Origin of the sequence: Streptomyces fractus (assembly GCF_049844455.1) — a bacterium.
GTDB classification, from domain to species: Bacteria; Actinomycetota; Actinomycetes; order Streptomycetales; family Streptomycetaceae; genus Streptomyces; species Streptomyces fractus.
Genome location: NZ_JBMYHI010000002.1, coordinates 4,875,291 through 4,898,057, shown reverse-complemented (window position 1 = coordinate 4,898,057; position 22,767 = coordinate 4,875,291). Strand labels below are relative to the sequence as shown.

Annotated in this window: 19 protein-coding genes, 1 tRNA gene and 1 pseudogene; 8 read left to right on the top strand and 13 right to left on the bottom strand. The window is 69.6% G+C overall.

The window, feature by feature from the left end; translation table 11 throughout:
• Positions 1–88: 88 nt before the first annotated feature.
• Positions 89–2,686, bottom strand: a complete 2,598-nt coding sequence (gene clpB / locus ACP4E5_RS24185) for an ATP-dependent chaperone ClpB (RefSeq protein ID WP_425831995.1) — start codon at positions 2,684–2,686, stop codon at positions 89–91.
• A gap of 128 nt (positions 2,687–2,814) precedes the next feature.
• On the opposite strand from clpB, the gene ACP4E5_RS24180 reads away from it, so the two are divergent.
• Complete coding sequence (locus ACP4E5_RS24180) at positions 2,815–3,228, top strand: pyridoxamine 5'-phosphate oxidase family protein (RefSeq protein WP_425831993.1); 414 nt, start codon at positions 2,815–2,817, stop codon at positions 3,226–3,228.
• Between the two features lie 101 nt (positions 3,229–3,329).
• On the opposite strand, the gene ACP4E5_RS24175 is transcribed toward ACP4E5_RS24180, so the two are convergent.
• Complete coding sequence (locus tag ACP4E5_RS24175) at positions 3,330–3,686, bottom strand: hypothetical protein (RefSeq protein WP_425831991.1); 357 nt, start codon at positions 3,684–3,686, stop codon at positions 3,330–3,332.
• Positions 3,683–3,892, bottom strand: coding sequence for a hypothetical protein (locus ACP4E5_RS24170; RefSeq protein WP_425831989.1), 210 nt, complete (start codon positions 3,890–3,892; stop codon positions 3,683–3,685). Before ACP4E5_RS24170 ends, ACP4E5_RS24175 begins: the two co-directional genes overlap by 4 nt.
• A 128-nt stretch (positions 3,893–4,020) precedes the next feature.
• Between ACP4E5_RS24170 and ACP4E5_RS24165 the strand changes: the two genes are divergently transcribed.
• Together ACP4E5_RS24165 and ACP4E5_RS24160 are read left to right on the top strand one after the other, a co-directional pair.
• Positions 4,021–5,004, top strand: coding sequence for a helix-turn-helix transcriptional regulator (locus ACP4E5_RS24165; protein ID WP_425831987.1), 984 nt, complete (start codon positions 4,021–4,023; stop codon positions 5,002–5,004).
• A pseudogene (locus tag ACP4E5_RS24160) lies at positions 5,001–6,001 on the top strand (helix-turn-helix transcriptional regulator). The gene ACP4E5_RS24165 and the pseudogene ACP4E5_RS24160 overlap by 4 nt, the downstream one beginning before the upstream one ends.
• Positions 6,002–6,017: 16 nt before the next feature.
• On the opposite strand, the gene ACP4E5_RS24155 reads toward ACP4E5_RS24160, so the two are convergent.
• The 8 genes from ACP4E5_RS24155 to ACP4E5_RS24120 all read right to left on the bottom strand — a co-directional run bounded on the left by ACP4E5_RS24155 (position 6,018) and on the right by ACP4E5_RS24120 (position 14,261).
• Positions 6,018–7,142: a sugar ABC transporter substrate-binding protein gene (locus ACP4E5_RS24155; protein WP_425831985.1), complete on the bottom strand. Its 1,125-nt coding sequence runs from the start codon at positions 7,140–7,142 to the stop codon at positions 6,018–6,020.
• A 224-nt stretch (positions 7,143–7,366) separates the two neighbouring features.
• Entirely contained in the window at positions 7,367–7,891 is a 525-nt protein-coding gene (locus ACP4E5_RS24150) for a GNAT family N-acetyltransferase (protein ID WP_425831983.1), read from the bottom strand.
• A gap of 114 nt (positions 7,892–8,005) precedes the next feature.
• Positions 8,006–8,473, bottom strand: coding sequence for a heat shock protein transcriptional repressor HspR (locus tag ACP4E5_RS24145; RefSeq protein ID WP_425831981.1), 468 nt, complete (start codon positions 8,471–8,473; stop codon positions 8,006–8,008).
• 5 nt (positions 8,474–8,478) lie between these two features.
• A complete protein-coding gene (gene dnaJ / locus ACP4E5_RS24140) occupies positions 8,479–9,666 on the bottom strand; it encodes a molecular chaperone DnaJ (protein WP_425831979.1) in 1,188 nt (395 codons plus the stop codon).
• Between the two features lie 36 nt (positions 9,667–9,702).
• Positions 9,703–10,359, bottom strand: coding sequence for a nucleotide exchange factor GrpE (grpE, locus tag ACP4E5_RS24135; protein WP_425831977.1), 657 nt, complete (start codon positions 10,357–10,359; stop codon positions 9,703–9,705).
• Positions 10,356–12,212, bottom strand: a complete 1,857-nt coding sequence (dnaK, locus tag ACP4E5_RS24130) for a molecular chaperone DnaK (RefSeq protein WP_425831975.1) — start codon at positions 12,210–12,212, stop codon at positions 10,356–10,358. Before dnaK ends, grpE begins: the two co-directional genes overlap by 4 nt.
• 181 nt (positions 12,213–12,393) lie before the next feature.
• On the bottom strand, positions 12,394–13,389 hold the full coding sequence (locus tag ACP4E5_RS24125) for a glycosyltransferase (RefSeq protein WP_425831973.1): 996 nt from the start codon (positions 13,387–13,389) through the stop codon (positions 12,394–12,396).
• A gap of 2 nt (positions 13,390–13,391) precedes the next feature.
• On the bottom strand, positions 13,392–14,261 hold the full coding sequence (locus ACP4E5_RS24120; RefSeq protein WP_425831971.1) for an NAD-dependent epimerase/dehydratase family protein: 870 nt from the start codon (positions 14,259–14,261) through the stop codon (positions 13,392–13,394).
• A 197-nt stretch (positions 14,262–14,458) separates the two neighbouring features.
• On the opposite strand from ACP4E5_RS24120, the gene ACP4E5_RS24115 reads away from it, so the two are divergent.
• The 4 genes from ACP4E5_RS24115 (at position 14,459) to ACP4E5_RS24100 (ending at position 20,881) form a co-directional block, all read left to right on the top strand.
• Positions 14,459–16,750: a (Fe-S)-binding protein gene (locus ACP4E5_RS24115; protein WP_425831969.1), complete on the top strand. Its 2,292-nt coding sequence runs from the start codon at positions 14,459–14,461 to the stop codon at positions 16,748–16,750.
• A 205-nt stretch (positions 16,751–16,955) separates the two neighbouring features.
• Positions 16,956–18,236 carry an FG-GAP repeat domain-containing protein gene (locus tag ACP4E5_RS24110; protein WP_425831967.1) on the top strand — a complete coding sequence of 427 codons (1,281 nt, stop codon included), beginning with the start codon at positions 16,956–16,958 and terminating at the stop codon, positions 18,234–18,236.
• Positions 18,237–18,410: 174 nt separating this feature from the next.
• A complete protein-coding gene (locus ACP4E5_RS24105; protein WP_425831965.1) occupies positions 18,411–19,922 on the top strand; it encodes an FG-GAP-like repeat-containing protein in 1,512 nt (503 codons plus the stop codon).
• 35 nt (positions 19,923–19,957) lie between these two features.
• Positions 19,958–20,881, top strand: coding sequence for a Yip1 family protein (locus ACP4E5_RS24100; protein WP_425831963.1), 924 nt, complete (start codon positions 19,958–19,960; stop codon positions 20,879–20,881).
• An 80-nt stretch (positions 20,882–20,961) separates the two neighbouring features.
• Here the strand turns inward: ACP4E5_RS24100 and ACP4E5_RS24095 are convergent, their stop codons facing one another.
• Positions 20,962–21,468, bottom strand: coding sequence for a phosphoribosyltransferase (locus ACP4E5_RS24095; RefSeq protein ID WP_425831961.1), 507 nt, complete (start codon positions 21,466–21,468; stop codon positions 20,962–20,964).
• A gap of 11 nt (positions 21,469–21,479) precedes the next feature.
• A complete protein-coding gene (gene dcd / locus ACP4E5_RS24090) occupies positions 21,480–22,055 on the bottom strand; it encodes a dCTP deaminase (protein WP_267069955.1) in 576 nt (191 codons plus the stop codon).
• A 510-nt stretch (positions 22,056–22,565) separates the two neighbouring features.
• On the opposite strand from dcd, the gene ACP4E5_RS24085 reads away from it, so the two are divergent.
• Positions 22,566–22,639: transfer RNA gene (locus ACP4E5_RS24085), tRNA-Gly, on the top strand.
• The last annotated feature ends 128 nt before the right edge of the window (positions 22,640–22,767 follow it).

Genomic DNA, 22,767 nt, shown 5'->3' with positions numbered 1-22,767 from the left:
CGGATACCGCCATCCTCTCCCACTGAGGCCCCCCAAGGGCAAGCCCGCGCCCCTTCACAGGAACGCGGGCGTTTCACGGCGGTCGGGGTTACAGCGTCTTCCCCGTCGCCGGCCCCACGAGGAGACCGTCGCCGAACGCGTCGACGCGGACCGTGTCGCCGTCCTTGATCTCGCCGGAGAGGATCTCCTTCGCGAGGCGGTCGCCGATGGCGGTCTGGATCAGGCGGCGCAGGGGGCGGGCGCCGTAGGCGGGGTCGTTGCCCTCGTCGGCGAGCCAGGCCAGGGCCTCGTCGGAGACGTCCAGGGTGAGGCGGCGGTCGGCGAGGCGCTTGGCGAGGCCGTTCAGCTGGAGGCGGGCGATGCGGGAGAGCTCGTCCTTGTCCAGGGCCGAGAAGACCACCAGGTCGTCGAGGCGGTTGAGGAATTCGGGCTTGAAGGAGGCCCGGACCACTTCGAGGACCTGTTGCTTCTTCTCCTCCGCCGAGGTGAGGGGCTCGACCAGGTACTGGCTGCCCAGGTTCGACGTCAACACCAGGATCGTGTTGCGGAAGTCGACCGTGCGGCCCTGGCCGTCGGTGAGGCGGCCGTCGTCGAGGACCTGGAGGAGGATGTCGAAGACCTCGGGGTGGGCCTTCTCGACCTCGTCGAGCAGGACCACGCTGTACGGGCGGCGGCGGACCGACTCCGTGAGCTGGCCGCCCTCCTCGTAGCCGACGTAGCCGGGCGGGGCGCCGACCAGGCGGGCGACGCTGTGCTTCTCGCTGTACTCCGACATGTCGATGCGGATCATGGCCCGCTCGTCGTCGAAGAGGAAGTCCGCGAGGGCCTTGGCGAGTTCGGTCTTTCCTACGCCCGTGGGGCCGAGGAAGAGGAAGGAACCGGTGGGGCGGTCGGGGTCGGCGATGCCCGCGCGGGTGCGGCGGACCGCGTCGGAGACGGCCCGGACCGCTTCGGTCTGGCCGATGAGGCGCTTGCCCAGTTCGTCCTCCATGCGGAGGAGCTTCTGCGTCTCGCCCTCCAGGAGGCGGCCTGCGGGGATGCCGGTCCAGGACGCGACGACGTCGGCGATGTCGTCGGGGCCGACCTCTTCCTTGACCATCGTGTCGCGCGCGGCCTCCTCCTCCGCCTCGGACGCTTCCTCCAGGTCGCGTTCGAGCGTGGGGATCTCGCCGTAGAGGAGCTTGCTCGCGGTGTCGAAGTCGCCGTCGCGCTGGGCGCGTTCGGCCTGGCCGCGGAGTTCGTCGAGCTTTTCCTTCAGTTCACCGACGCGGTTGAGGGACTGCTTCTCCTTCTCCCAGCGTGCGGTGAGTCCGCGCAGCTCCTCCTCCTTGTCGGCGAGGTCGCGGCGGAGCTTGACGAGGCGGTCGCGGGAGGCCGGGTCGGTCTCCTTGGCGAGGGCCATCTCCTCCATCTTCAACCGGTCGACGGAGCGCTGGAGTTCGTCGATCTCGACGGGCGAGGAGTCGATCTCCATGCGGAGGCGGGAGGCCGCCTCGTCGACGAGGTCGATGGCCTTGTCGGGGAGGAAGCGGGAGGTGATGTAGCGGTCGGAGAGCGTGGCCGCGGCGACGAGGGCGCTGTCGTTGATCTGGACCTTGTGGTGGGCCTCGTAGCGACCCTTGAGTCCACGCAGGATCGCGATGGAGTCCTCGACGGACGGCTCGGCGACGAGGACCTGCTGGAAGCGGCGCTCCAGGGCCGGGTCCTTCTCGATGCGCTCGCGGTACTCGTCGAGCGTCGTGGCGCCGACCATGCGGAGTTCGCCGCGGGCGAGCATCGGCTTGAGCATGTTGCCCGCGTCCATGGCGGAGTCGCCGCCGGCGCCCGCGCCGACGACGGTGTGCAGCTCGTCGATGAACGTGATGATCTGGCCGTCGCTCTCCTTGATCTCGGAGAGGACGGTCTTGAGGCGTTCCTCGAACTCGCCGCGGTACTTGGCGCCGGCGACCATGGCGCCGAGGTCGAGCGAGACGAGCCGCTTGTCCTTGAGGGACTCGGGTACGTCGCCCTTCACGATGCGCTGGGCGAGGCCCTCGACGACGGCGGTCTTGCCGACGCCGGGTTCGCCGATGAGCACCGGGTTGTTCTTGGTGCGCCGGGACAGGACCTGGACGACGCGGCGGATCTCCTGGTCGCGGCCGATGACCGGGTCGAGCTTGCCCTCGCGGGCCGCCGCCGTGAAGTCCGTGCCGAACTTCTCCAGCGCCTTGTAGGACCCTTCGGGGTCGGGTGTGGTCACCCGGCGCCCTCCCCTGCTCTTGGTGAATGCGTCGACCAGCTGCTTCGCGCCGGCCCCGTTCCGTGTCAGCACGTCGGCGGCGGCGCCGCCCTTGGCCGCGATGCCGATGAGCAGGTGTTCCGTGGAGAGGTACTCGTCGCCGAGGTCCTTGGCGCGCTCGGAGGCGTCGGCGATGACGGCGAGCAGTTCGCGGTTGGGCTGCGGCGGCGCGACGGTCGAACCGGTCACGCTGGGCTGCGAGGCGAGTGCCCGCTCGGCGCCCGCCCGAACCTGCGCCTGGTCGGCGTCGACCGCGGCCAGAAGGTCGGTGATGTTCTCGTTGTCCTGGCCCTCGAGCAGGGCGAGAAGCAAATGCGCCGGGGTCAGATCCGGGTGGCCCCCGGACACGGCCCGGCTGCTGGCCGCGTTGATCGCGTCGCGGCTCCGGTTCGTCAGCTCGGCGTCCACGTGCCTGTTCTCCTCCATGTACTAGGGAAAGTCACTCTGACTCGTCCAACGTGCACAAAGTTGAGTCTATTCCACTCAAGGCCGTCCGGTAAAAGGGCCTGTCACCCCTCTGGGATAGGTTCCCGTTCATGGCCAAGCGCATCGACCTCGACGCCCCCGGTTCCGCCTTCCTCAGCTTCTGGCGCGAACGGCACCTGTGCACGCTGACGACGCTGCGCGCCGACGGCACGCCCCATGTGGTCCCGGTCGGGGTGACGTACGACGCCGAGGCGCGGGTCGCCCGTGTGATCACGGGCAAGTCCACCAGGAAGGTCGCGCACGCCGTCGCGGGGTCGGGGTTCGTCGCGGTGTGCCAGGTCGACGGCCGGCGCTGGTCGACGCTGGAGGGGACGGCGACGGTGCGTACGGACCCTTCGAGCGTCGCGGACGCCGAGCGCCGCTATGCCGAGCGCTACTCGCGCACGCCCCGGCCGAACCCGGACCGGGTGGTCATCGAGATAGCGGTGGGCCGGGCCACGGCGAACGTCCCGGAAGCAGCGTGACCCCGTAGAACGACCGCAGCGGCGCCACCGTGTTTCAGGTACACGGTGACGCCGCTGCAGGGGGAAGCACCTGCGCGATCTACAACGACGGGGGCATCGCGTCAGGCACTGCGGGGGGTGGCCGAGGTGCTGGGGTGGTGGGACCGCGGGGCGGCGTCCGAGTGGGGGCCCGCCTCGCCGACCAGTTGATGGTCCCGCTGGTCGAGGTTCACAAAGATCATCCCGTACCGGACGACCGTACGTACCGGCTGTGGAGCGCCACGCGGTCGGCGCAGGCACCGATAGGCCCGGATGTCGTCGCCCTCACGGACCACGATGATGGGCTCTCCGAAGAGGGTGACCATGAGCGAGTCACCGGAGTTCGGAATCGCGGACACGAGGTCGATGGTGTGCCAACCGGAGCGGTAGGCGATCGCCATCTCCCGGCGTAATGACCGGTCGTCGGGCGGGGTGATCATTCGCCGCCGCCTCCGGTCACGGGAGCGACTCCCCATGCGACGTCGTCGGCGCCGGCCACACTGTCGACGGTCGCCACGCGCTGCGTACCGACCTGACCAGAGCCCCAGGCGACGTCGTCGGGCGTGACGGCGCCGGCGGTGCCGAGCGCCAGCGCAACAGCCGCGACCGCGCCGCCGAGCACTGAGCGAAGCATTCTCTTACTCATGTCGGCTTCGTCCTTACTTGATGGCTTCTTCTCCCCCGCACCACAGACGATGACTCATTCGGGCACACGGAAACCACAGCGGCGATGCATCATGTTCCTGCACGTTCAGGACCCTGGGGGGTGGAGATTTGCCAACAAGTAGCCCAAAAGCGACACATCCTCATCCTGTCACTGAGCTGTGCCCGGAGGGGGAGCGCCTTTACGCCCGCGCGCTGAGCACGGGCCGTGTCGCACGCGCCGAGATCGAGTCAGCTCCCTGCCTGCTGGAATTCGCGCTCCTGCACCCGGATCCGGATGACGCGGACTGGCTCCGTCCGGTTCCGCCCTCGGTCGTACTCTCCCAGCGGTTACAGCCCATAGAGCGGGAAATCCACGACCGGCGCCAGCTCTCCGGAGAGCTCACCGCCACTTTCCAGCCGTTCATGGCCATCAGCGCGCAGATGCCCGCGACGACGCACGCCATCACCGTGCTGGAAGGCGGCGGCCGGATCAAGGCGGCGCTCGACAAGGCCATCGCGGAGAGTCGCACGGAGGTGCTGACCGTGCAGCCGGGGGGCGGCCGCAGCGAGCATCTGCTGATCGAGGCCCTGGAGCGCAGCCGGCCCCTCATCGAGCGCGGCATCTCGATGCGGACGCTGTATCAGCACACGGTCCGATACAGCCAGAACACCTTCGCGTACATGGACAAGATGGCCGGTGCCAGGGTAGAGATCAGGACGCTCGAGGAACTCATCGAGCGGCTCATCATCTGCGATCACGACGTAGCGTTCATCCCGGCCGAGGCCGGCAACAGCATGGCCCTCGAACTGCGCCACCCCGGCCTCGTCCAGTACCTGATCAACGTCTTCGACCACATGTGGCGGCGCGCCACCCCGCTGCAGGAAGACGTCCCGTACGAGTCGACTCCCGAAGGAATCACCGGTGTTCAGCGCTCCATCGCCAAACTGCTCATCGAAGGGCATGTCGACGAGGCCATCGCCCGTCGGCTCGGCATGAACGTACGCACCTGCCGCGCCCACATAGCGAAGATCGCGGCGGCGCTCGGCAGCGGCAGCCGGGCCCAACTGGGCTATCTGATCGCCCGGTCCGGGATGCTGGAGCAGGATTCGTGACGACCGAATCGCACACCGAGCAGCAGTCGGACTGCCACACCCACGGCGCGGAGGAGCTGTGCCGGGAGGGCTCGGAGCTGTACGCCCGCGCCCTGCGCGAGGGCCGCGTCCACAAGCGGGACACCGAACAGGCGCCGTGCCTGCTGCGCTTCGGCCTCCTCGTCGCGGCCGACGACGATCCGACGACGCTGAGGCCGGTCGCCCCGGCCGTCGCCCTGCCGCGCCTCCTCGGCGGTTACGAGGAGGAGATCGTCCGGCAGAGGCGGCGCAGTTCGCGGCTCGCCGACCAGTTCGCCCCGCTGATCGCGCTCGAGACGCAGCGCGCGTCGATCCCCAGTACGCCCATGTTCCGTGTCCTGATGGGGTTCCAGCGGATCAACGAGGCGATCGACGAGGCCGCGGGCGAGGCCTCCCTGGAGCTGCTGACCATCCAGCCGGGCGGCCGGCGTCCCCGCGGGGGCTCGCCGCGGCGCTCCCGCGCGAGCAGGCGCTCCTCAGCGGCGGCGGCCGGATGCGCACGCTGTACCAGCACACGGCCCGGCACTCCCCCGCCGTGACGGCGCACTACGAGCAGCTCACCGGCGACGTCCAGGTGCGCACGCTCGACGAGGTCACCGAGCGGCTCGTCATGCTGGACCGCACGGTCGCCTTCATCCCCGCGAACCCGGACCGCACGGTGGCCCTGGAGATCCGCCACCCGGCGCTGATCAGCTACCTCGCCACGACCTTCGAGCGCCTGTGGCAGCTGGCCACGCCGATGTTCCCGCAGGCGGCGGGCGAGGAACTGACGGCGGACGGCGTCACGACGCGGCAGCGCACCATCGCGACGCTGCTCATCGAGGGCCACACGGACGCGGTGATCGCGGAGCGCCTCGGCATGAACATCCGCACGGTGCGCGTGCACATCGCGAAGCTGGCGGCGCGGCTGGGCAGCGACAGCAGGGCCCAACTGGGCTATCTGATCGGCCAGTCGGGCATCCTGGAGGAAGCGGACTAGCGGACACCCCCACGGGCTACTTCAACCCGGCCTCCGCACAGGCCTGCGCGTACTTCGCCGTGCAGATCTGCGACACCTTGAAGATCTTGTCCTTGACGACGGTGCTCTTGATGTTGCCCTTGGTGAGCGCGACGACGCTGACGCTCGCCGTCCTGATCTGCTTGGTGGTCGGGCTGTCGGTGCGGTCCATCGCCAGCGCCTCGAACTCGATGTCGCGGCCCTGCGAGATCCGCACGGCCATCTCGGCGGCGGTCTGCGCCTCGTCCGGGTACGGCTTGTAGACGCTCATGTACTGCTCGCCGACCAGGATCCGCTGTACGGCGGCGAGTTCGGCGTCCTGGCCGGTGATCGGCGGCATCTTGCGGACGCCGACCTCCTTGAGGGCCTCGATCACGCCGCCGGCCATCCCGTCGTTGGCGACGTACACGCCCGCGATGCTGTCCACACCGAGCGCCTTGATGGCCTGCTCCATGTTGGCCTTGGCGTTGGACGGCTTCCATCCAGCGGTGTCGTACGACTTCGCGACGGTCACGGCGTTGCTCAGCTCGACGTGGGCGGCGGACTTGAACTGCGCGGCGTTGGGGTCGCTGGGCGAGCCGTTGATCATCACGACCTTGTCGCGCTTGGTGGCCTTGGTGCCGCCGAGGGCGGAGACCAGCTCCTTGCCCTGGGTCTGGCCGACGAGATCGTTGTCGAAGCCGACGTAGGCGTCCACGGGTCCCTGGGCGAGCCGGTCGTACGCGATGACGTGGATCCCCGCGTCCTTCGCCTTCCGCACGGCGGGCGCGATGTCCTTCGAGTCCACGGCGTCGACGACGATCGTGTCGACCCTCGCCGCGATCATCTCCTGGAGCTGCTTGCGCTGGAGGGCCGCGTCCTGCCGGGCATTGGCGTAGACCAGCTTCCCCTGACCGCCGGTCAGCTTCGCCACCTGACGCTCGAATATGGGGTGGTCGAACTTCTCGTAGCGAGCGGTCTCCTTCTCCGGGAGCAGCAGACCGATCTTGACGTCGTTCCCCTTGGTGGCGGACGCGCTGGGCCCGTCGTCGCCGCCCGGCAGTACACCACCGCAGGCCGAGAGCGAGGCGACCAGGACGGATGCGGCGCCGGCCATGGCGGCGCAACGCATGCGCGTGTTCATGTGCGGATACCTCCCTGACGTGGCCGCGACGATGCGACCGAGGTGGCTCGAAAGCCAACTCGCCCGCCCACGTACCGTCAAGAGGTGAAGCCACACCGCAACGAAACCGGGTCCATTACTTCCTCACATGAAGCCGGTTACGGCGAATACCGGACACCTCCGCAAGGGCCACAGGAATTTCACAGACTGGGGCCGCGCCCAGGGCGGCGACCCGGTTCCTGCGCTCAGCCCTCGAATTCGGTCAGGTCGATCGCGTAGACCCGCAGGCCGTCCTCCGCCTTGCCGGACGTCGGCTTCATCCCCAGCTTGTGGACAACTTTCGCCGAAGAGGCGTCGTCCTCGGCGGCGACCGCGACGACCCGGTCGATGCCCCGGTCCTGGAGGGCGAACTCCAGCGTGGCCTGCGCCGCCTCCGAGGCGTAGCCCTGGCCCCAGAACTGGCGCGCCAGCCGCCACTGGATGCCGACGTGCCCGGCCACCTGCGCCGGGGCGTCCGGAACGTAGAGGCCGACGGCGCCCGCCAGCTCGCCGGAGCCGAGGAGTTCGACGGCGAAGAGCCCGAAGCCCTCGTCGTCCCACTCCTCCTCCCAGCGCTCGATGTCCTCGGCGGTGTCGTCGAGGGAGCGCGGTGCGCCGTCGCCGATGCGGCGCATCACGGCGGGGTCGGCCTGGATCTCGGACAACGGGGCGAGGTCGTCGTCGGGCAGCCAGCGGCGCAGGAGGAGGCGGGGGGTACGGATCTCGGTCATGCCCACCATCCTGCGGCATCCCGAACGGCCTCCGGACCCGCGGCATGCGTGAAGGGCCCGGAGGTCACGACGGCCTCCGGGCCCTTCACGTACGTGCGGCTACCTGTCCTGCGGCTACCTGTCCTGCGACCGCTTGTTCTTCGGGCGCCACACCACCAGCGCGCTCGTCTGCTGGACCTCCTGGTACGGGACGAGGTCCCGGCGGTAGGAGGCGTGCACCGCGGCCTCGCGCTGCTGGATCGCGGAGGCCGCGCTCTCCACCGCCGCGGAGAGTTCGGCCACCCGGGACTGGAGCGCGGCGACCTGGTTCTCCAGCTCGATGATGCGCTTGATGCCGGCCAGGTTGATGCCCTCGGCCTGCGACAACTGCTGCACCGTGCGGAGCAGTTCGATGTCGCGGGCCGAATAGCGCCGGCCGCGCCCGGCCGTGCGGTCGGGCGAGACCAGGCCGAGCCGGTCGTACTGGCGCAAGGTCTGCGGGTGCAGGCCGGACAGCTGTGCCGCCACCGAAATGACGTACACCGGCGTCTCGTCGGTCAGTTCGTACGGGTTGCCTCGCCGACGACCCGGCTGCCCGTCCATCACACTCACGCTCCCTTCGCGGCCTTGAACAGTTCTGCCCGCACGTCGGTGTCCTCAGTCGCCTTGCGGTACGACTCGAGGGCGCTGCGGGCGTCCTCCGAAAGGTCCTTGGGGACGTCCACCTCGACCGTGACCAGGAGGTCTCCGCGCGTACCGTCCTTGCGGACGGCGCCCTTGCCGCGGGCCCGCATCGTCCGCCCGTTCGGCGTGCCCGCGGGCAGCTTCAGGGTGACCGGCGGTCCGCCGAGGGTCGGCACCTTGACCTCGCCGCCGAGCGATGCCTCCGTGAACGTCACCGGGACGGTGACGGTGAGGTTGTCGCCCTTGCGGCCGAAGACCGGGTGGGCGTCGACGTGCACGACGACGTAGAGATCGCCCGCGGGGCCGCCCCGTTCACCGGGTGCGCCCTTGCCGCGGAGCCTGATGCGCTGGCCGTCGGAGACCCCCGCGGGGATCCTGACCTGCATGGTGCGGGAGGACTTGGCCCGCCCGCTGCCCTTGCAGGCCTCGCACGGCGTCTCGGCGATCAGGCCGCGGCCCTTGCAGTCCACGCACGGGTCGGTGAGGGAGAAGCCGCCACCGCCGCCCCGCGAGACCTGTCCGGTGCCGACGCACGTCGGGCACACGCGCGGTGTGCCGTTCGCGTCGCCCGTACCGGAGCACGCCTTGCAGGGGGCCTGGGACGACATGCGCAGCGGGACCGTGGCCCCGTCCACCGCCTCGGTGAAGCTGAGCGTCACCTCGGACTCGATGTCCTGGCCCCGGCGCGGCTGCGTACGCGTGCCCGCGCCCGCGCCGCCCCGGTTGAACAGGCCACCGAACACGTCCCCGATGCCACCGCCGAAGCCGCCCGGGCCACCCTGGCCCTGGGCGCCGCCTCCGAAGAGGTCGCCCAGGTCGAAGTTGAACGAGCCGGTGCCGCCTGCACCACCGGGTCCCGGACGGAACCCGCCGCTGCCGAACAGGGCGCGCGCCTCGTCGTACTCCTTGCGCTTCTTGGGGTCACCGAGGATGTCGTTCGCCTCGGAGATCTCCTTGAAGCGCTCCTCCGCCTTGTCGTTGCCCTTGTTGGCGTCGGGGTGGTTCTCGCGGGCGAGCTTGCGGTACGCCTTCTTGATCTCGGCGTCCGTGGCGTCCTTGGGGACGCCGAGGACCTTGTAGTAGTCCTTCTCGATGAAGTCCTTGGTGCTCATCGGCCTCGACGTCCCTCCTTACCCGTGTGTATGACGTCAGCCCTCTTCCGGGCCACCGTTCTCCTTCTCGGCATCCTTGTCGGCTGCCTCGTCCGCCTTCGCGCCCGGCTGCGGCTCGGCCACGGCCACCCGCGCGGGGCGGATGGTGCGCTCGCCGATCCGGTAACCCGGCTGCAGGATCGCCACGCAGGTCGTCTCCGTGACGTCCGGCGCGTAGGAGTGCATCAGGGCCTCGTGCACGGTCGGGTCGAAGGGCTCGCCCTCCTTGCCGAACTGCTGAAGGCCCATCTTCGCGGCGACCGTCTCCAGGGATTCGGCCACCGACTTGAAGCCGCCGACGAGCTCGCCGTGCTCGCGGGCACGGCCGATGTCGTCGAGAACGGGAAGCAGCTCGGTCAGGAGGCTCGCGACGGCGATCTCCTTGACCGTGACGCGGTCCCGCTCCACACGGCGCCGGTAGTTCTGGTACTCGGCCTGCAGGCGCTGGAGGTCCGCGGTCCGCTCGTTGAGCGCCGTGCGCACCTGGTCCAGCTGTGCCGTCAGAGCAACGTCCTGGACGGAAGCTGAGTCCCCGGCCGGGGCCGCCCCCTCCTTGTCGGAGGGAGCGGCCTGCGGCTCGGCGTCGTCGGGGGTGGCGCCGGAGGGGACGTCAGGCTTCTCGTTCTCCTCGAAGCCCGGGGTCTCCTCCGTCACGCGGCACCGTCCTTGCGGTCCTTGTCCTCGTCGACGATCTCGGCGTCGACGACATCGTCGTCGGCCTTGGCGTCACCCTGCGGGGCGTCGGCCCCCGGGGCCTCGGCGCCACCGGCGGCCTGGGCGTCGGCGTACATGGCCTGGCCCAGCTTCTGCGAGACGGCGGCGACCTTCTCGGTGGCGGTGCGGATCTCGGCCGAGTCCTCGCCCTTGAGCTTCTCCTTCAGCTCGGTGACGGCCTCCTCGACCTCGGTCTTCACCTCGGCGGGAACCTTCTCCTCGTTGTCCTTGAGGAACTTCTCCGTCTGGTAGACGAGCTGCTCGCCCTGGTTGCGGGACTCGGCGGCCTCGCGGCGGGCGTGGTCCTCGTCCGCGTACTTCTCGGCCTCTTCGCGCATCCGGTTGACCTCGTCCTTCGGCAGCGAGGAGCCACCGGTGACGGTCATCTTCTGCTCCTTGCCCGTGCCGAGGTCCTTGGCCGTGACGTGCATGATGCCGTTGGCGTCGATGTCGAAGGCGACCTCGACCTGCGGGACACCACGCGGGGCCGGCGGCAGACCGGTCAGCTCGAACATTCCGAGCTTCTTGTTGTACGCCGCGATCTCGCGCTCGCCCTGGTAGACCTGGATCTGCACCGACGGCTGGTTGTCCTCGGCCGTCGTGAAGATCTCCGAACGCTTCGTCGGGATCGTCGTGTTGCGCTCGATCAGCTTGGTCATGATGCCGCCCTTGGTCTCGATACCGAGGGACAGCGGGGTGACGTCGAGGAGCAGGACGTCCTTGACCTCGCCCTTGAGGACACCGGCCTGGAGGGCGGCGCCGATGGCGACGACCTCGTCCGGGTTGACGCCCTTGTTGGCCTCGTTGCCCGCGGTCAGTTCCTTGACCAGCTCGGCGACGGCCGGCATACGGGTCGAACCACCGACGAGAACGACGTGGTCGATCTCGGACAGGTTGATGCCCGCGTCCTTGATGACGTTGTGGAACGGCGTCTTGCAGCGCTCCAGAAGGTCGGACGTGAGCTGCTGGAACTGGGCGCGCGTGAGCTTCTCGTCCAGGTGCAGCGGGCCCTCGGCGGACGCCGTGATGTACGGCAGGTTGATCGTGGTCTCCGTGGAGGAGGACAGCTCGATCTTCGCCTTCTCGGCGGCCTCGCGCAGGCGCTGGAGCGCCATCTTGTCCTTGCCCAGGTCCACGCCGTGGCCGTTGTTGAACTGCTTGACCAGGTAGTCGACGACGCGCTGGTCCCAGTCGTCACCGCCGAGCTGGTTGTCGCCGTTCGTGGCCTTCACCTCGACGACGCCGTCGCCGATCTCCAGGAGCGAGACGTCGAAGGTGCCGCCACCGAGGTCGAAGACCAGGATGGTCTGGTCGTCCTTGTCCAGGCCGTAGGCCAGGGCCGCGGACGTCGGCTCGTTGACGATGCGCAGGACGTTCATGCCCGCGATCTCGCCGGCTTCCTTCGTCGCCTGCCGCTCGGAGTCGTTGAAGTAGGCCGGGACGGTGATGACCGCGTCCGTGACCTTCTCGCCGAGGTAGGACTCCGCGTCGCGCTTCAGCTTCTGCAGGATGAACGCGGAGATCTGCTGCGGGTTGAAGTCCTTCCCGTCCAGGTCGATCTTCCAGTCGGTGCCCATGTGGCGCTTCACCGAGCGGATGGTCCGGTCCACGTTCGTGACCGCCTGGCGCTTCGCAACCTCGCCGACCAGCACTTCGCCGTTCTTCGCGAAAGCGACGACGGACGGCGTGGTCCTGGCGCCCTCGGCGTTCGCGATGACGGTGGGCTCACCGCCCTCCAGAACGCTGACGACGGAGTTAGTCGTGCCCAGGTCGATGCCGACCGCACGTGCCATTTCGATTCCTCCAGCTACCTACTTGAGTGGAACTGACTCAAGACTGCAACACCCTCCCCCTCGGCGTCAACAGACCTGAGTCCCACCCACTCAAGTTTTATCCTGCCCTTATCGGCAGACCGCTGGAGACATGCGTCTGACCTGGGCTTTTATCGAGGACCGCACGATCGTACGGAGGTGATTACGCTACGAGCGAGGCGTAGAGGCACTCGGTGCGCTCGGTCCACACGGCTTCCCCGTACCGCTTCGCGTACACCGCGCGGCAGTGCTCCCGCAGCGTCGGGAAGATCTTGGCGGCCACGTCGAGCGCGTCGGGGAGGTGCGCGTCCAGGGTGGTGACCGTACCCGTGCCCTCGGACCGTACGGCACGCGGCACCGCGGACGCCCCGGCCCCCTCGAAGGCCAGCACCGGCAGCCCCGCCGCGAGCGCCTCCGCGTACACGAGCGGCACCGCCCCGCGCGCTCCCCGCCCCGGCAGCGCGATCCCCCGGTACCCCGGAAGCGCCCGCCTCAGCTCCCCCCGCCCCACGGCCCCGCACAACCGCACCGACGCGGGCGCCGTCGCCCGGCACCACCCCTCCAGCGGCCCGGCCCCGACCATGTCGAGGCGCTCACCGGCAGGCCAGCGACGCAGCAGGTCCAGCGCGCCCCGCCCGGGCGCGAGCGGCTCTACGCACACCCAGGCGTCACCGGCCCCGGCGGCCTCGGCGGCCCCCGCAGCATCGGGTTCCGCGACGGTGGGCACGAAGTCGGGCACCACGTCGAGGCGTTCGCGGGGCAGACCGGCGCGCGCGCACGCGTCCCGGCTCGCCTCCGAGAGGACCACGAGGCGGTCGGCCCGCCGCAGCAGCGGATCCTGCCGCGGGCCGCCGCGCGCCGCCCACGGGAATTGCAGCGCGGCGAACCGGGAGCCGCGGTGGGGGGCGTGCCGCAGGGTGGCGACCACCGGGCCCGTCCACTCGGTGACCCAGGCGCGGCCGAAGGCGGGGTACACGTTGTGGACGTGCACGACGTCCGGGCCGAACGCGCGCAGGGCGGCGAGGGGGCCGCGGCCACGCCCGTTCACCGAGACGAGGCGCACCTCGTGTCCGGCGCGGGTGAGCGCGGCGACCTGGTCGAGGACGGCCTCGTCCTCGCCGCCCGGGGCGCCGAAACCGTGGACGACGGCGATCCTCATGGTCAGACCCTGGCCGCGGGGGTGGCGACCACGCCGTACGCGCCGCCCGCGTCGACGAGGGCCGCGTCCACGATGTCGTCGAGCCCCAACACGGGCTCCCATCCGGTGAGTTCCCGCAGGGGCCCGGCATCCGGCTCGTACGCCTCCTCGCCCACCTCCTCGTACGCGTCCACCTCCTCATACGGGACGGACTCGTACGGGACGAAGCGGAGCGCGGAGGGGGAGCCGGAGCGTTCCAGGATGACGCCCGCCAGGTCGGCGACGGCCGTCTCCCGCGTGCCGCAGACGTCGAAGGCGCGGCCGGCCGCGGCGGGCTCGGCGAGCAGCCGCAGCAGCGCGTCGACGGTGTCGGCGACGTGTGTGAAGCGGAGCCGCCTGGTGCCGTCGCCGGGGACGGTGAGCGGCAGGCCCGCGACCGCGCGTTCGGCGAGGCGCGGGACGACGGCGCCGCGCGCGGGCGACTGGCGCGGCCCGACGGTGCCGTGCAGACGGACCACGGTCACGTCCCCGTCGTGGGCCTCCCCCGAGGCCGAGGAGGCGATGAGCAGGCGGCGGCCGTGCTGCCGGGCGGCCTCGACGACGGGGCGCTCGCCCGCCGCGGCCAGGTGGACCACCGCGTCGCAGCGGCCCGCGAGTTCCGTGACGAGCCGGGCGTCGAGGGCCGAGCCGCGCACGAAGCGGAGCCGGGGGCTGGGCCAGGCGGCGGCGAGGTTGGCGCGATCGCCGGTGGACAGGTCGTCGAGGACGACGACGGTGTGACCCTGAGCGAGCAGCGCGTCGGTGAGGTGCGAGCCGACGAAGCCCGCGCCACCGGTGACCAGGTATGTCAGAGGTGCGGTCAGGGAGGGTGCGGTCGTCAACGGTGCGCTCATCCCCATAAGTTATTCCGTTATGTCCAAATATGGGGTGAATAACACGATCCGCTTTGGGCCCCCGGAAGGGTCCACACAGGGGTACCTGCGCGACACAGATCACCAGCCTGGCGACTACATTGCGCACAGGTAAGTGGGTAGTCTCAGACGGACAACCTAAGTTACCGCTTAGTAACGCAGGCCCGAGGAGCCCCCAAATGCAACTCGCCGCGATCATCGTGTCGCTGGCCCTGATCGTCGTCGGCGTGGCTCTGTTCGTCCGAGCCATCGCGCAGATCTACCGCTACGTGCGGCTCGGCCAGAACGTCCCAGCGGGGACGCGTACCGACGAACCCGTGCAGCGCACCGTCACCGTGGCCAAGGAGTTCCTCGGCCACACCCGCATGAACAAGTGGGGGATCGTCGGCTTCGCGCACTGGTTCGTCGCCGTCGGCTTCTTCTCGCTCGTGCTGACGATCGTGAACGCCATCGGCCAGTTGTTCAAGGCCGACTGGCTGCTGCCGATCATCGGCGAGTGGGCGCCGTACAACATCTTCGTCGAGTTCATCGGCCTGATGACGACGCTCGGCATCCTCACGCTCATCGTGATCCGCCAGCTGTCGAAGCCGAACAAGGCGGGCCGCAAGTCCCGCTTCGCCGGCTCGAACTTCGGCCAGGCGTACTTCGTCGAGGCCGTCATCCTGATCATCGGCCTCTGCATCATGGCGCTGCACGCCCTTGAGGCCACGATGCACGGGCTCGACCACTACGAGGCCTCGTTCTTCGCCTCGTACCCGCTGGTCCTCGCCTTCAAGGGGCTGAGCCTCGGCGCCCTGCAGAACCTCGTGTACTTCATCGCGATGGTGAAGATCGCGACCTCGTTCATCTGGATGATCACGGTCGCCCTGAAGACCGACATGGGTGTCGCCTGGCACCGCTTCCTGGCCTTCCCCAACATCTGGTTCAAGCGCGAGGCCGACGGCGACGTCGCGCTCGGCGCGCTCCAGCCGATGACCTCCAAGGGCGAGCCGATCGACTTCGAGGACCCGGGCGAGGACGACGTCTACGGCGTCTCCCAGGTCGAGCACTTCTCCTGGAAGGGCCTGCTCGACTTCTCCACCTGCACGGAGTGCGGTCGCTGCCAGTCGCAGTGCCCCGCGTGGAACACCGGCAAGCCGCTCTCCCCGAAGCTGCTCATCATGTCGCTGCGCGACCACGCGCACGCCAAGGCCCCGTACCTGCTCGCCGGTGGCGGCAAGGACATGGAGGGCAACGAGAAGGCCACCGAGGAGCAGCTCGCCTCGGTTCCGGCGGCGGCTCTGGCCGAGGCCGAGCGCCCGCTGATCGGCACGCACGAAGAGAACGGCGTCATCGACCCGGACGTCCTGTGGTCCTGCACCACCTGCGGCGCCTGCGTCGAGCAGTGCCCGGTCGACATCGAGCACGTCGACCACATCGTCGACATGCGCCGCTACCAGGTGATGATCGAGTCCGCGTTCCCGTCCGAGGCGGGCACGATGCTCAAGAACCTGGAGAAGAAGGGCAACCCCTGGGGCCTGGCGAAGAAGCAGCGCCTGGAGTGGCTCAAGGAGCTCGACTTCGAGGTGCCGGTCGTCGGCAAGGACATCGAGGACCTCACCGAGGTCGAGTACCTCTACTGGGTCGGCTGCGCCGGCGCGCTGGAGGACCGGGCGAAGAAGACGACGAAGGCCTTCGCCGAGCTGCTCAACATCGCGGGCGTCAAGTTCGCGATCATGGGCGGCGACGAGAAGTGCACCGGCGACTCCGCCCGCCGCCTCGGCAACGAGCCGCTGTTCCAGCAGCTCGGCCAGGAGAACGTCATGTCGCTGAACATGGCCTTCGGCGAGGAGTACGACGAGGACGGCAAGGTCACCGAGGAGTCCAAGAAGCCCCGGACCGCCAAGAAGATCGTCGCGACCTGCCCGCACTGCCTCAACACGATCGGCAAGGAGTACCCGCAGATCGGTGGGGATTACGAGGTAATCCACCACACGCAGCTGCTCCAGCACCTGGTCGACGAGGGCAAGCTGACGCCGGTCACGCCGGTCGAGGGCATCATCACGTACCACGACCCGTGCTACCTGGGCCGCCACAACAAGATCTACTCCCCGCCGCGCGAGATCATCGCCAGCGTCCCGGGCGTCCGCAACGAGGAGATGCACCGCCACAAGGAGCGCGGCTTCTGCTGCGGCGCCGGTGGTGCGCGGATGTGGATGGAGGAGCGGATCGGCAAGCGCATCAACAACGAGCGCGTCGACGAGGCCCTGAGCCTGAACCCGGACATCGTGTCGACGGCCTGCCCGTTCTGCCTGGTCATGCTGACCGACTCGGTCAACGGCAAGAAGAACGACGGCAAGGCCAAGGAGTCCGTCACGGTCGTCGACGTCGCCCAGCTGCTGCTCGACTCCGTCAAGACGCCTTCCGACAACCCGCCGCCGGCGGGCGAGGCGGAGACCGAGGACGCGCCGGAGCCCGAGCCGGTGAAGTAGTCCGGCCGCAGTAGTACGTCCCGGTGGGCGCCCCGTTCCTGGAACGGGGCGCCCACTTCTTTGCGCCGCCGCTTCTCCGTGCCGCCGCCGTACGGTCGTCGGGCGGAGACGTCCGGTTGCTGCCCTGCCATCATGTGGGCGTGGTCAACTCATGGGACGGGCGGGGGCGTTGTTGATGCCGGGTCACATACGAAGAGGCGGCGGGGTGCTGTGCGCCGTACTGCTCGCCGCCGTGCTCACGGCATGCGGTGGCGACGACGGGAGCGGTGGCGGCGGCGCCCACCGCCCGGTGGCCGTGGCGGGCAAGCAGCAGCACCGGACCGCGCCGCTGCCGGTCCCGCGCGGCAAGGGCAGCAAGCTCCCCGGCGACTTCAACGGCGACGGCGCCCCCGACCTCGTCCTCGACGACCTCGCGCACGACGGCCTGGGCGACGACCCGGGCATCGGCATCGTGTACGGCAGGAAGAACCACGGACTCGTCGCCGGGACCCGGCAGTTGCTCACCCCGGCGAAGTACGCGGCGCGGACCGAGGGGCGGGCCCCGGCGACGTTCGCCTCGGAGGCGAGCTGCGACCTCGACCGGGACGGGTACGCCGACCTCGTGGTGTCGACGGACCCGCCGTACGACGGCAAGGGCATGCCGCCGGTCCCGCTCCAGATCCTCTTCGGCTCGCCCACCGGGATCTCCGGCAAGGGCGTCACGCTGAAGATCCCGGCGCGGGCCCGGTTCGGCAACGAGTGGCCCGACCAGCCGGTGTGCGGGGACTTCGACGGCGACGGCAGGAACGACCTGGTGGTGCACGCGAGCGGGGGACGGCTCAGCGTGCTGCCGGGCCCGTTCACCCGCGCCGGCGCACCGCGTGGCACCGCCCGTATCGCACCGGCCGCCGGGAACCTGCCGACCGGCCCCGCCGCCGACCTGAACGGCGACGGCGCCGACGACCTCCTCGTCCGCGCCCACGCGGGCACGGCCCGCTCCTCCGTCGCCCTCGGCGGCCCGAACGGCTTCACCAAGGGCGCCGCATACCCGGCGGGAACGGACGCGGCGTTCGGCCGCTCCGGGGTGGCGGTCCTCGGCACGGACGGCCTCAAGGTCTACGGGACCGGGGGCGCGGCCACCCGCACGGTCCGCGTCACCGGCGACCGCCTCGCCGCGGCGGACCTGAACGGCGACGGCCGCATGGACTTGGCCGTGTCGGACGCCACCTCGGACGGCGTCCAGCTCATCGGCCCCGGCAAGCCCCTCCGGGCCCCGGCGAAGGGCCACGTCATCGCGGTAGCGGACTACGACGGGGACGGCCGCGACGACCTCGTCCTGCAACACACCAAGGGCACGACGGACACGGTGACCGTCCTGACGGGAACAGGAACAGGAACAGGGACAGGAACCGGCACCGGCACCGGCACCGGCACCGAGAAGAGCGCGGCCTCGCTGGTCTCGAACACTCCCCAGCTGACGTTCACCACGGGCGAGTTCAGCAACTAGGTCTGCTGCCCAGCAAATTCCCCGCCGCCACGTACAACCCTCCCGCCCCACCAACGGTCTTCTGTTAGCCGACCACAGGGTCACGGACGAGGTAACTCCCGGCCAACACCCCGCGAACGGCACCCCGTTGACGGGACACCCGCCAGGCGTCCCCTTCCCGCAGGAGCCAACCGAATGGCCACACACAGACGTACCCCCGCCCCTTCCCGGGCCCGCCTCCGCCTCGCGACCGCGACCGCGACGGCCGTCGCGATCACCGGCGGCCTGTTCGCCGTGTCCGCGGGAACCGCTGGGGCGGCGGACTCCGTGCACCACCCGCAGGCCGACTTCAACGGCGACGGCTACGGCGACGTCGCGTTCTCCGCCGGCGACGCCACCGTCTCCGGAAAGAAGCAGGCCGGCGACATCGTCGCCCTGTACGGCTCGGCGAGCGGCGTCACCTCGGCCAAGCGCAGCACCATCAGCCAGAACACCAGCGGCGTCCCGGGCACCTCGGAGACGGGCGACGGCTTCGGCTGGGCCAGCGCGTACGGCGACTTCAACCACGACGGCTTCGACGACCTCGCCGTATCCGCCGCGCACGAGAAGGTCGACGCCGACACCGACGGCGGTACCGTGGCGATTCTTTGGGGCTCGGCGAGCGGTCTGTCGGGCGGCACCACCATCACCGACCCGGCCGTCTCCTCGCACGACGAGTGGGGCCGGTCCCTGGCCGCGGGCGACTTCGACGGCGACGGCAAGGACGACCTCGCCATCGGCTCGTCCGCCGCCACGATCTACGTCTACAAGGGCGGCACCGCCAAGTCGGCCTCCCTGGGCGGCCGTTACACCGTCCGCCCGGCCATCGTCAGCGGCGGCGACGCGGGCCCGCTCGACCTGTTCGCCGGCGACGTCAACGGCGACAAGAGGTCCGACCTCGTCGTCAACGGCTACGAGGCCGGCACCGACATGGGCTACAACACGAACTACTACGTGCCCGGCTCCGGATCCGGCCTGGCCACGAGCGGCGCGCAGCAGCTCAAGCGCGGCATGATCACCGGCATCGGTGACGTCAACGGCGACGGCTTCGGCGACATCGTCACCGGCCAGGAGTGGGACCCGGACATGAGCACCGGCTCCGGGACCGTCACGGTCCCCGGCTCCGTCACCGGCGGCCAGATCCACGTCACGTACGGCTCGCAGGCCGGTCCGGCCGGCTCTACGGACATCTCGCAGGACAGCGGTAACGTGCCCGGCGGCTCGGAGCGCGGCGACTGGTTCGGCAGCGAGCTCTCCGTCGGCGACATCAACGGCGACGGCTACGCGGACGTGGCCGCCAGTGCGCCCGGCGAGAACCTCAACGGGGTCGTCAACACCGGCTCCGTGACCGTCCTCTACGGCTCCGCCGACGGCCTGAACACCACGTCGGGCACCCAGTTCTTCGCGCAGTCCACGGCCGGCGTCCCCGGCGACGACGAGAAGAACGACTACTTCGGCGGCGAGGTGAAGCTCACCGACGCCAACAAGGACGGCAAGGCGGACCTGGTCGTCGGCGCCCTCGGCGAGAACGGCGGCAACGGCGCCCTGACCTACCTCCCGTCCAACGGCACCAAGATCACCACCACCGGCTCCCGCGGCATCTCCACGTCGGCGGCCGGGGTGAGCACGGACGGCTCCCCCCTGTTCGGCGCGAACGCCGCCAACTGACCCCTAGGGGCAGCGCACGCCCACCCCCGTAGGGGATGTCACAGCTCAGCCGCAATGCCGGGCCCGGACCCCCGGGCCCGGCATTGCGTTCCCGGAAACCAGGTACGTTCGAGTACGTGGCTGGATTCAGGAACGGACGCGGCCGGGACAACCGCGAAGCGCCCCAGGGACACCCTCCGTACGGGCCCCCTCAGCAGCAGCACGGGTACGGGCAGCAGCAGTGGCCGCAGCCGAACCGTGGGCACGGCGAGCCGGAGTACTTCGGCGATCCGAACGCGCCCCGGGCCCACGACCCGTACGCAGCGAACAACCCCGGTCACACCCAGGCGTTCTCGGTGAACCCCGGTGACGATCCGTACGCGTACGGCCAGGGCTCCACCTACCAGGCGGGCGCGGCCGCCCCGGCCGGACCGGTCGGCCCCCGACTGCACTGGAAGCCGCTGCTCTCCGGCGTCGTCTTCCGCCCCTCGGCGACGTATCTCCAGATGCGCGACTACGCGATGTGGGGCCCGGCCCTGATCGTCACGTTCCTCTACGGACTCCTGGCGATCTTCGGCTTCGACGGCGCCCGCGAGGACGTCATCAACGCCACGATGTCCTCGGCGATCCCCTACGTCCTGACGACCGGCATCGCGATCACGATCAGCTTCTTCGTGCTCGGCGTGGTCACCCACACCCTGGCCCGCCAGCTCGGCGGCGACGGCGCCTGGCAGCCCACGGTCGGCCTGTCCATGCTGATCGCCTCCCTCACCGACACCCCGCGCCTGGTCTTCGGCATGTTCCTCGGCGGCGACGAGATGTTCGTCCAGCTCCTCGGCTGGGCGACGTGGATCGCGGCGGGTGCCCTGCTGACCACGATGGTCTCCAAGTCCCACGACCTGCCCTGGCCGAAGGCGCTCGCGGCGTCGGCGATCCAGCTGATCGCCCTGCTCTCGATCATCAAGCTGGGCACGTTCTAGGACTTCCCGGCTCACGCCTTCCGGCACACGAAATGAGGGGCCCCGCGGGGCCCCTCATTTCATTCGTCTCCGCACACCACTCAGGCGTCGAGAACCTGCCCGTCCCGCTTCACGACCGGCGGTTCAACACTCCACGGGAAGTTGATCCACTCATCGGTCCGCTTCCACACGTACTCGCACTTCACGAGCGAGTGGGACTTCTCATAGACCACGGCCGAGCGGACCTCCGCCACCGTGTCGAGGCAGAAGTCGTGGACGAGCTTCAGCGTCTTGCCGGTGTCCGCGACGTCGTCCGTGATCAGGACCTTCTTGTCGCTGAAGTCGATCGCGTTCGGCACGGGCGCGAGCATGACCGGCATCTCGAGCGTGGTGCCCACACCCGTGTAGAACTCGACGTTCACGAGGTGGATGTTCTTCACGTCCAGCGCGTACCCGAGCCCGCCGGCGACGAAGACGCCGCCGCGCGCGATGCTCAGGATGATGTCGGGCCGGTACCCGTCGTCGGCGATGGTCTGCGCGAGCTCGCGCATGGCGACCCCGAACCGCTCGTACGTAAGGTTCTCGCGCTCGGGGCTGACGTCACTCATGTCGCTGCTGCTCACACCTGGGTCCGATGGAAGTTGAGGAAGGAACGGGAGGCCGTCGGCCCGCGCTGTCCCTGGTAACGCGAACCGTAGCGCTCGCTGCCGTACGGGAACTCGGCGGGTGAGGACAGCCGGAACATGCACAGCTGCCCGATCTTCATGCCCGGCCACAGCTTGATGGGGAGCGTCGCGAGGTTCGAGAGCTCCAGCGTCACGTGGCCGCTGAAGCCGGGGTCGATGAACCCGGCGGTGGAGTGCGTGACGAGGCCGAGGCGGCCCAGCGAGCTCTTCCCCTCAAGCCGCGAGGCGAGGTCCTCGGGCAGCGAGATGACCTCGTACGTCGAGGCCAGCACGAACTCACCGGGGTGCAGGATGAACGGCTCGTCGCCCTCCGGCACCACCATCCGCGTCAGCTCGGCCTGCTCGACGCTCGGGTCGATGTGCGGGTACTTGTGGTTCTCGAACACCCGGAAGTAGCGGTCGAGCCGCACATCGATGCTCGACGGCTGCACCATGGATTCGTCGTAAGGATCGATCCGGACCCGTCCGGCGTCGATCTCGGCCCGGATGTCCTTGTCTGAGAGAAGCACGTAGCGAGGATACGCAGTGGGCGCGGGCCCGCCACAATCGGCGGGGCCCGCGCCCACTGTCACTGGTGCCGCTTACCGCTCGTCCGGTCCCACAGGAACGGCGTGCCGAAGTCGCGCGCACCGCGGACACCGAATCAGCCGGCTCGGACCGAGACGGTCCGCCTGCTGCATCGGGAACGAAGCGGTGCTGAACACGTGCCCTTCGGCACATCGGACGACGGTGCGATCCATCGAGTCCATCAAGTCCCGGAGTCCCTTCCCCACGGAGCCATTGGGCCAGTTTCCTGACCGACGACGAAAAGCAACATTACGGGATGAAAGGGACGCCAATCCAGGCGGCACCCCGAGGTGAATCGTCCTCGGTCGGACTCCCCACCGTACGCCCCAACTCCCTTCACCCGCAGTCACTTCCACCCCCCACAACGCAGCCGGGCCCCGGGGGCTTCAGCGCCCGGGGCCCGGCATGAGGTACAGTGTCGCCAGTACGGATCGCTTCAACGGCCGTACCGCGCGGGTGTAGTTTAATGGTAGAACATAAGCTTCCCAAGCTTAGAGCGCGAGTTCGATTCTCGTCACCCGCTCCACGAAGAAGCTCCAGGCCAGCGGCCCGGGGCTTTTTGCTGTGCTGTTTCGCTCAGGCGTCGGAGCGCCGGAGCGCCGCAATAGGACGAGAGCCCCCGGCGATGTGAATCGCCGGGGGCTCTCGTCCTAT

Bases quoted from the DNA above. Each gene is read 5' to 3' on its own strand.
- ACP4E5_RS24180 (WP_425831993.1), top strand. From the start codon at position 2,815: ATGGCCAAGCGCATCGACCTCGACGCCCCCGGTTCCGCCTTCCTCAGC.
- ACP4E5_RS24175 (WP_425831991.1), bottom strand. From the start codon at position 3,686: ATGATCACCCCGCCCGACGACCGGTCATTACGCCGGGAGATGGCGATC.
- ACP4E5_RS24170 (WP_425831989.1), bottom strand. From the start codon at position 3,892: ATGAGTAAGAGAATGCTTCGCTCAGTGCTCGGCGGCGCGGTCGCGGCT.
- ACP4E5_RS24155 (WP_425831985.1), bottom strand. From the start codon at position 7,142: ATGAACACGCGCATGCGTTGCGCCGCCATGGCCGGCGCCGCATCCGTC.
- ACP4E5_RS24150 (WP_425831983.1), bottom strand. From the start codon at position 7,891: ATGACCGAGATCCGTACCCCCCGCCTCCTCCTGCGCCGCTGGCTGCCC.
- ACP4E5_RS24145 (WP_425831981.1), bottom strand. From the start codon at position 8,473: ATGGACGGGCAGCCGGGTCGTCGGCGAGGCAACCCGTACGAACTGACC.
- dnaJ (WP_425831979.1), bottom strand. From the start codon at position 9,666: ATGAGCACCAAGGACTTCATCGAGAAGGACTACTACAAGGTCCTCGGC.
- dnaK (WP_425831975.1), bottom strand. From the start codon at position 12,212: ATGGCACGTGCGGTCGGCATCGACCTGGGCACGACTAACTCCGTCGTC.
- ACP4E5_RS24125 (WP_425831973.1), bottom strand. From the start codon at position 13,389: ATGAGGATCGCCGTCGTCCACGGTTTCGGCGCCCCGGGCGGCGAGGAC.
- ACP4E5_RS24120 (WP_425831971.1), bottom strand. From the start codon at position 14,261: ATGAGCGCACCGTTGACGACCGCACCCTCCCTGACCGCACCTCTGACA.
- ACP4E5_RS24115 (WP_425831969.1), top strand. From the start codon at position 14,459: ATGCAACTCGCCGCGATCATCGTGTCGCTGGCCCTGATCGTCGTCGGC.
- ACP4E5_RS24105 (WP_425831965.1), top strand. From the start codon at position 18,411: ATGGCCACACACAGACGTACCCCCGCCCCTTCCCGGGCCCGCCTCCGC.
- ACP4E5_RS24100 (WP_425831963.1), top strand. From the start codon at position 19,958: ATGTCACAGCTCAGCCGCAATGCCGGGCCCGGACCCCCGGGCCCGGCA.
- ACP4E5_RS24095 (WP_425831961.1), bottom strand. From the start codon at position 21,468: ATGAGTGACGTCAGCCCCGAGCGCGAGAACCTTACGTACGAGCGGTTC.